Source organism: Candidatus Endomicrobiellum pyrsonymphae, from assembly GCF_020328025.1.
GTDB classification, from domain to species: Bacteria; Elusimicrobiota; Endomicrobiia; order Endomicrobiales; family Endomicrobiaceae; genus Endomicrobiellum; species Endomicrobiellum pyrsonymphae.
Genome location: NZ_JAIXMZ010000053.1, coordinates 1 through 8,284 on the forward strand (window position 1 = coordinate 1; position 8,284 = coordinate 8,284).

The 8,284-nt window shown below is 35.9% G+C and carries 9 protein-coding genes; 8 read left to right on the forward strand and 1 reads right to left on the reverse strand.

Going from position 1 to position 8,284, the window contains the following annotated elements; genetic code table 11:
• Positions 1-183: 183 nt before the first annotated feature.
• Positions 184-348: a hypothetical protein gene (locus LE180_RS05120; RefSeq protein WP_374134384.1), complete on the reverse strand. Its 165-nt coding sequence runs from the start codon at positions 346-348 to the stop codon at positions 184-186.
• 497 nt (positions 349-845) lie between these two features.
• Here LE180_RS05120 and bamA point away from each other — a divergent pair, with 497 nt between their 5' ends.
• The 8 genes from bamA to LE180_RS05160 all read left to right on the forward strand — a co-directional run bounded on the left by bamA (position 846) and on the right by LE180_RS05160 (position 8,166).
• Positions 846-3,083: an outer membrane protein assembly factor BamA gene (gene bamA, locus LE180_RS05125; RefSeq protein WP_374134385.1), complete on the forward strand. Its 2,238-nt coding sequence runs from the start codon at positions 846-848 to the stop codon at positions 3,081-3,083.
• Between the two features lie 21 nt (positions 3,084-3,104).
• Positions 3,105-3,416, forward strand: coding sequence for a hypothetical protein (locus LE180_RS05130; protein WP_374134386.1), 312 nt, complete (start codon positions 3,105-3,107; stop codon positions 3,414-3,416).
• Positions 3,417-3,642: 226 nt separating this feature from the next.
• Positions 3,643-4,671 (forward strand): UDP-3-O-(3-hydroxymyristoyl)glucosamine N-acyltransferase, encoded by a 1,029-nt coding sequence (gene lpxD, locus LE180_RS05135; RefSeq protein WP_374134387.1) that lies wholly within the window; start codon positions 3,643-3,645, stop codon positions 4,669-4,671.
• A gap of 7 nt (positions 4,672-4,678) precedes the next feature.
• Positions 4,679-6,025 carry a UDP-3-O-acyl-N-acetylglucosamine deacetylase gene (gene lpxC, locus LE180_RS05140; protein WP_374134388.1) on the forward strand — a complete coding sequence of 449 codons (1,347 nt, stop codon included), beginning with the start codon at positions 4,679-4,681 and terminating at the stop codon, positions 6,023-6,025.
• Complete coding sequence (locus tag LE180_RS05145; protein ID WP_374134389.1) at positions 6,022-6,177, forward strand: hypothetical protein; 156 nt, start codon at positions 6,022-6,024, stop codon at positions 6,175-6,177. Before lpxC ends, LE180_RS05145 begins: the two co-directional genes overlap by 4 nt.
• 100 nt (positions 6,178-6,277) lie before the next feature.
• Positions 6,278-6,535: a hypothetical protein gene (locus tag LE180_RS05150; RefSeq protein ID WP_374134392.1), complete on the forward strand. Its 258-nt coding sequence runs from the start codon at positions 6,278-6,280 to the stop codon at positions 6,533-6,535.
• A 66-nt stretch (positions 6,536-6,601) separates the two neighbouring features.
• Positions 6,602-7,366 carry an acyl-ACP--UDP-N-acetylglucosamine O-acyltransferase gene (gene lpxA, locus LE180_RS05155; protein ID WP_374134390.1) on the forward strand — a complete coding sequence of 255 codons (765 nt, stop codon included), beginning with the start codon at positions 6,602-6,604 and terminating at the stop codon, positions 7,364-7,366.
• Positions 7,367-7,821: 455 nt separating this feature from the next.
• Positions 7,822-8,166, forward strand: a complete 345-nt coding sequence (locus LE180_RS05160) for a hypothetical protein (RefSeq protein ID WP_374134391.1) — start codon at positions 7,822-7,824, stop codon at positions 8,164-8,166.
• The last annotated feature ends 118 nt before the right edge of the window (positions 8,167-8,284 follow it).

The following is an 8,284-nucleotide window of genomic DNA, read 5'->3' on the forward strand; positions in this document are numbered from 1 at the left end:
CCACCAACTTTAATGTTCATACAATCTACAGTCTCCATACGATACAGCTCAGCCTGCTCAAGAGTCTCAAACACCTTATCACATTTCCAACAACTATCCCTATGGTCAATCAACGTCAAATCATACACCTTTTCCGGCTGGTCGATTTTCACTCTTTATCTCCTTATCAAATATCCCTTTTTTTTATCTTTCTAGCTCTATTTTGCACGCTTCCATAAAAGACCTGTCGTTCCTTAAATCTTTATCGCAATTATCACAAGCTATCTCAGCTAACTCTTGCGCCGTCAAAATTTCATTCCTCACCGCAAATTCAGCTAACTGATTTACCGTCTCAAACGACGTTGTCATGTGCGCCTTATATTGAAATTGATTTGATTTTAGAGAAGTTAAAAAATAAACAGAGGAGAAGTGTAAAATGAAGAAAATTGTAAGTTTTCTTGTTGAATGGTTGTGCAACAGTTAGCAAATATACTGACGCTCAGTATGCTCCAACGGATGCAAGTTGGCATTACTATCACTAGCCTTTTGTGTACGGCAGAAAAGAAAGAGGCGCTGCCTCAAAATGTTGTTACAATGTCTATTGCGTTGTTCCAGTTAGTTGTTTAAAGCGAAATCATCTATAAATCTGATAAGATTTCTCGCAAGTTCTAAAATTGCCTAAAAAATATGAAGCAAATGAAGCTCAGCAACAAGAATTTTTGGCGCTTTTGTTTTGTCTGACAAAAGTACGGAAGAAGTCGTTGAATTAGCATGCGTTTTTTAGTAAAATGTGCGGATTCGTATCATCTTACCATGTCATGTATGGAGGTTTTTTAGTGCGGATTCGTTTGGCTTTAGTGTGTTGTATGTTATTTTTTGTTTCGTTCGTGTATGCCGACACTGATGTAGTGTCAGACATAATTATTGAAGGTTTGCATAATGTAAAGTTAAAGGATGTTTTATCTGTTGTAAAACTTAAAAAAGGAAAATCTTATTCAAGTGATGCAGCCAGAGAGAATGTTCGCTTAATAGCTGGACTTGAACATTTTGATAATGTTGAAGCTCGTTTTGACAAGCGCACAGGTGTTCTTACTTTTGTTGTTTCTGAAAAACCTTATGTGGAGCATCTCGTTTTCAAAGGTAATGCTGAGATTTTGACAGGAAAACTTAAAAGTATAAGTACATTAAAGGAAAAAGAATATCACGATCTTGTGAAACTTGAAGAAACAAAAAGCAAAATATCTACTTTATATAAAGATAAAGGTTATGCTGATTGTCTAATTGAAATTTATTCTACCATTGACGCAGATACAAATAAAATGACAGTAACTTTTCTTATTACAGAAAACAGTAAAATTGTTATTGGTGGTGTTAAAATTGAAGGAGTTATCTCCTATAAGGAGAAAAAAATTAGTAAATTAATGAAAATAAAACCTAAAAAAATATTTAAGGAAAATATTTTTAACGCAGATTTGGCGGCAATAGAGGCGTTTTACAAAAATAACGGTTTTATGGATTATCAGTTTGTTTCTTCAGCCAATACGTATAACGAAGCAAAAACAGAAATATTTTTAACTTTAAATATAAGCGAAGGTGAAAGATACAAAATAGGTTCCATAACACACAGCGGTAATTTTGCTGTTGATGACAAAGAAATTGGTAAGATAATTAAGTTTAAAAAAGGTCAAGTTTTTAATCAGCATAAAATTGTTGAAATGGAGCAGGGTATAAAAACTGCGTACGCCGATAAAGGTTACCTGAAGGCGGCGATTAATTCTGATTTTAATAAACGAGGCGCAGAAAGTGTTGTAGATGTGAACCTATCAATACAAGAAAATTCTATCGTATATGTAGGAGATATTCACATAGATGGTCTTGTTTCAACAAAAGATAAAGTTATAAGAAGAGAAGTTCTTTTAAAATCTGGCGATGTATTTTCTTTAAAAAAACTTAGCAGAAGTATTGAGAAAATTTATAATTTAGGTTTTATTGAGAGTCTTGAGTGTCAGCCTATGATTACGGACGCTCCTGACGTATTTGACTTGTCCCTTGCTATCACTGAATCTAGCGTCGGGGCGATTACAGCTGGCATAGGGTATTCTACTGTAGATAATATCGTGGGGTCGTTGCAGATTCGTCATATGAACTTGCTTGGTTCAGGTCAAACATTAACATTGTTGGGAGAATTTGGAGAAAGAAAACGACAAAATTTTGAAATAGAGTGGACTGAACGTAGAATTTTTGATAAGAATGCGAGTTTGACTTTATGTGTGTTCGACACTAGAAGAAATAGAGATTATTCAGGCATTACAGACGCTTATACAGAACGCAGAAAAGGTCTTGTCGCTACAGTTGGACCGAGTCTTAGCGATTATGTAAGGTTGCAATTTGGGTATAAAATCGAAGAAGTTAAACTTTCCAATATAAGAGATAAGATAAAAGAGGAAATAGAAAAATCGTCAGATGTAGCAAAGAACAACATAACAACAAGCGTTTTTGCTCAGTGCGCATATGATTCGAGGGATTATATATTTGATCCGTCAAGAGGCAGCAAACAGCTTTTATATTTGCAACTAGCAAGCGATAAGTTGGGAGGCAATTTAAATTTTGTTAGAAGCATTGCCAAGTCAACATTATTTTTTCCCACATTTTGGAAATTTGTGTTGAGTGTTAATATGGAAGTAGGCGCAATTACTGCCTATGGTAGTCAATCAGTACCTGTTTATGAAAAATTTCATGTTGGTGGCGGTGGCGGATCAGGTACGGTAAGAGGGTACGCTAGCGGAAATGAAATAGGTCCTCCAGGCGGTGGTAAAGTAAAAGGCGTAGTTAATGTCGAGTATAAGTTCCCTATATTTGGAGTCAATGGAAAAACAATTCTTCAGGGCGCTATATTTTATGATATTGGCGGAACGTGGAAAGATTTTAGTAGCGTAAATTTAACTTTAGGCGATGGAGAAAAAAATCTTCGTTCCGGCGTGGGTGTTAGCATAAGAGTTGGAGCTTCGATGCTCCCTATAAGGCTTGATTTTGGATATGGTTTAAATCGTAAAGAAAACAAAAACGAGATGTTGCCTTATTTTAGTTTAGGATATGATTTTTAAAAGTTTTTTATATTATCGTTGATGTTTGTTTTTATATCAAGCGCTCTTGTAAGCGTAGCGGTTGAGCGCAAATGCGTTAATAGTTATAAAGAAGTTTCCGAAAGTATCCTTTATGTCAATATGAGTAGAGTTTTCAAGTCTTATCCAAAAACGCAAGGTCATAAAAAAGAAATACAAGATTTTGCAAAAACGCTAAAAACAGTTGTAACGGAAATGGTCAAAGAGTTTAATTTCCTTAAAGATAAGGCTAGAAGTGTAAATTCAAGAATAAAAGATGATAATCTTGTTAGAGGACCTCTCAAACGAAGCAGCTTGAGATGCTCGGGAGTTTAATGAAAGAACAGAAATTAAAAATTACAGATATGTCAGACAGAACTAAAAATGAGATTGCTTTAATGGAAGAAAAAACACTGCAAGTATTTTAAAAGATATAGAATTTTACTCAAAAGCAGTATCCAAAAAATATGACGCCGCTGTAGTTTTAGAAAAACAAAGTATTTTAACATGTAAGTGTAAAGATATTACGGATGAAATTATAAAAATGGCAAAGGATGGGTAAATGAAACTTACAGCATCAGAACTTGTGGCAATTGTTTCAGGCGAGCTGATAGGGGATAAAGATATTCTTTTGACTGGCGTTAATTGTCTTGTAGAAGCGAAAGCGAATGAAATTTCTTTTTTAGGCAGTTTGAAGTATCTTTCTGAAGCTTTAAAAACTGAAGCTGGTGTTGTTTTGGTCGCATCTGACACAGATGCGTCAAAGTTTAAAGGCAAAAATATTATAAAAGTGGAAAACCCTCAATATGCTTACGGTCTTGTTCTCTCAATTGTCGAGAAAGAACGATTGGAGACTATAGAAAAAAATATACACGTGTCAGCGTCTATATCAGAAAAAGCAAAGGTTGGCAAAGACGCATATATAGGTCAAAATGTCGTTATTGAAGCAGGTTCAGAGATTGGCGATAACGCAAGAATATTCCCTAATGTATATATTGGTAAAGATGTAAAAATTGGCAAAGATTGTCTTATCTATTCCAATGTCGTTATCAGAGAAAATACAATTATCGGCGATAGAGTTATTATACAATCTGGAGTTGTTATCGGTGGGGACGGGTTTGGCTTTGCAATGATAGGAGATAAAATACAGAAAATTTCGCAGATAGGGAATGTTGAGATAGGAAATGACGTTGAAATAGGCGCAAATACTACAATAGATAGAGCTACTGTTGATGCTACAAAAATAGGCAACGGTACTAAAATAGATAATCTTGTTCAAATAGCGCACAATGTCCACGTTGGCGAGAATTGTATAATTGTTGCCCAGACAGGAATAGCAGGATCAACACACTTGGGCAATAATGTTACCATTGGCGGGCAAACCGGTGTGGCAGGACATTTAAAAATAGGAAATAACGTAATGATAGCAAGTCAAGCTGGAATTTCCGGAAATATTGGCGATGGCAAGCGTATGGGAGGAAATCCTATGGCTCCGTTAAACAACAGTATAAAGATAAGAGTCTTAATGAGAAAATTACCAAAAATGTATCAAGATTTAAAAAAGATAAAAAAAACTTTAAAGGATAAATAGACTTAACATGGCAAATCAAACGACTATTTTAAAAGAGGTATCAGTTGAAGGCGTTGGTCTTCACACCGGAAACAGAAGCATAGTAACTTTTAAACCCGCTCCTTACGCAGAATATGGTATTAGGTTTATAAGAGTAGATTCGCAGGATAAAACTGAAATCGAAGCTGTATGCTCTAATGCTATCTCAGGACTTGCAATAAGAGGAAGCGTTATAGAAAAAAATGGCGTTCGTGTTCACACAATAGAACATATAATGTCTGCATGCGCCGCGTTTGGGATAGATAATCTAATTATAGAAATTAATAACAATGAACCTCCCATTTTAGATGGTAGCGCAAAAATATTTGCACAGACTCTTGCAAGCGGTGGGATAAAAGAGTTTGCCGCGCCAAAAGAATATTACACGCTTAAAGAACCTGTGCATTTTGAGTCAGGAAAAACGAAAATATCGGCGTATCCGTCGGATCGTTTGGAAATAGATTGTACAATTGGATTTGATCACCCTTTTTTAAAATTTCAGAAAATGTCTTTAGCTAATCTAAATAAAGATATATATTTAAATTGTCTTGCTTCGGCAAAAACGTTTTGTTTTGACTACGAAATAGAAGCTTTGCAGAAAAACGGACTTGCTTTGGGCGGATCTATGGACAATGCAATAGTTATTGGGTTAGATGGAATACACAACAAAGATCCTCTTCGTTATGAAGATGAATTTGTAAGACATAAAACTTTGGACTTGATAGGCGATTTATATTTGGCGGGGAAACCTATAAAAGCCAAAATAGTCGCAGATAAGCCCGGTCATCAAAATAACATAGGTTTCGTAAAAGAATTTTTAAAGAAAGCTGTTGTTGAAAAAGATAAAGTTTTGGAGGAGAAAATGGGTGCGAATACAGCGGTAACCGGAACAGAAAAAATATTAAATCACGAGGAAATTTTAAAATATATACCACATCGATATCCATTTTTGATGATAGATAAAGTGAAAATAAATAGTATAGATACTTCAAAAGCTACAGGTTATAAATGCGTAAGCGGGAATGAAAATTTCTTTCAGGGACATTTTCCGGGCGCACCAATAATGCCTGGAGTTTTAATTATTGAGGCGATGGGTCAGACATCTTGCGTTATGTTTCTTTCAAGACCTGAGATGCAAGGGAATATTGCATATTTTATGTCTATAGACAAAGCAAAATTTCGCAGACCCGTAAAACCAGGAGATGTCCTTGAATTGCGCGTAGAAATAATAAAAGATAGTGGTAGGCGTGGTAAAATGAGAGGCGAGGCTTATGTTGATGGAAAATTGACAACAGAAGCTGAATTTGTATTTGTTATTGTAGAAGAGCATCAATGATACATCAAACGGTGGTCATAATAGATAAAAATGTGGTGATTGAAGATAATGTAGAGATAGGACCCTATACTGTTATCGGTCCCGAGACTGTTATTAAAAGCGGAACTAAAATACACGGTCAGTCGGTAATAGAGTATGCTGAAAATAGGTAATAATTGCTAAATCTTTAATTTTTCGTCTATAGGTAAACGACCTCAAGATTTAAAATATCATGGTAGGCGCCGGCGCAATGATTAACATGGATGTTATTCCATATGTGACAGTTCAGGGCATAGAGCTGTTCTTGTAGGGTTAAATCTCATAGGATTAAAAAGAAAAAAAATTAAGCTTTCTGAGATTGAAGATATAAAGTCAGCGTATAAAATATTGTTTATGTCTAAATTAACGCTTGAAGAAGCAATGTCTAAGCTTGACGAGTCACGGTCTCCTTATGTTGAAGATATTACAACTTTTATAAAGCATTCCCAAAGGGATATTACAAGACCCAACACCCAACAAAACTATAGTTGACTAGCTTTATTTTGTATTGATATTGGTATAAAGTTGGTCAGCCATAGAGAGGAGGTAAAAATAAAAATGATTCATCAAACGTCGATAATTGATAAAACTGTTGTTATAGGCGCAAATGTGGAAATTGGCGCTTATACAGTGATAGGTAGAGATGTTGTGATTGGCGAAGGTACGGTGATAGGCTCAAATGTTTTTATAGAGTTTGCAGAAATTGGTAAAAACTGTAAAATTTATAATTCAGCTTCAGTCGGTGCGTCTCCTCAGGATTTTAGCTATGATGGTGAATATTCGATGGTGTATATTGGTGACGGAACCACGGTCAGAGAATTTGTAACCCTTAACAGGGGCACAAAAAAAACAGGCAAAACTATAATCGGCAAAAACTGTTATTTTATGACAGCATCGCACGTTGCGCATGATTGTCGTATTGGTGATAATGTGACTATGGCAAATTGTTCCGCGGCGGCAGGACATGTTGAAATAGGCGACGCTGCTTTCGTAAGCGGACTAGTTGGTATTCATCAATTTACAAAAATTGGTAAAGGCACAATGACAGGTCTTGGAGCTGCTGTCACTATGGACATAATTCCGTATGCTTTATGCGCAGGCTATAGAGCAAAACTTGTTGGTTTAAATTTAGTTGGTATGAAAAGAAGAAAAATGCCGATGGAGGAAGTTAATGCTGTAAAAGACGCTTATCGTATTTTGTTTATGTCTAAACTTTTGCTTAAAGATGCTTTGGCGCAAATAGAACAAATTGAATCTATAGCCGTGCGGGAAATAGTGAATTTTATAAAAAATTCTAAACGGGGTATAGCAAGACCTGAATGAATAAGAGACAAAGTAAAGAATGATAACAGCTTCAATATTTTGGCTACGGCATTAAAGAAATAGTGTTTCAGACTTAAATAAAAGATATAAGACAGGACTTAAAAGCGCTATGATAAGCCCTTACGAGGCATTCCGGGTATTATGAAAGTTGAGTATCATAAAATATGCATCTGAAAATAAAGATTTCGCAGGGTTACTTACAATATTTATTTATTTTTTGAAGATAAAATAAGATTTACTCTTGTGGATGCCGTTCTTTTCATGGAGAGCGATGGTCCAAGCGCAGGAATTGTTAGAAAAACAGATTTGATTGTAGCTCCAAGCGATGTGGCTATTCTCGATGCACATTTGTTGAATTAATTAAATTATGACATACAAAATAGAGTTTAGATTCTGAAGTACAAAGTAAGAAGAGTTTAAAGAGTCTAGGCCGCAAGGACGAAAGGGGATTTAGAATGATTAATTTCAAGAAGATGGTAAGCGTTATTGTAGTATTTAGTTTGGTGTTGAGTTCATGCGGAGGAAACAAGGATAGTGGTAGCAGAGTAAGTGGGCTAGGAAGGAATGTAGAGTTAAATATATTTGAGAACGACATTAAAACCACTGGGGTGGCAGAGGATGTAATGCAAGTTGGGTCGACTATGAAGCTGGTGGGTAGTCGGTTTGAAAGGTGTGACCTTGACAACGCCACTGGGGAAACGGTATGTGTGAATAAGGGTGGAACCTCGTCTGTTAGGTTTAAAGGCACACCTTTCAAACCGACTACCCACCAGCTTCATAGTCGACCCAACTTGCATTAAAACCACTGGGGTGGCAGAGGATGTAATGCAAGTTGGGTCGACTATGAAGCTGGTGGGTAGTCGGTTTGAAAGGTGTGACCTTGACAACGCCACTGGGGAAACGGTATGTGTGAATAAG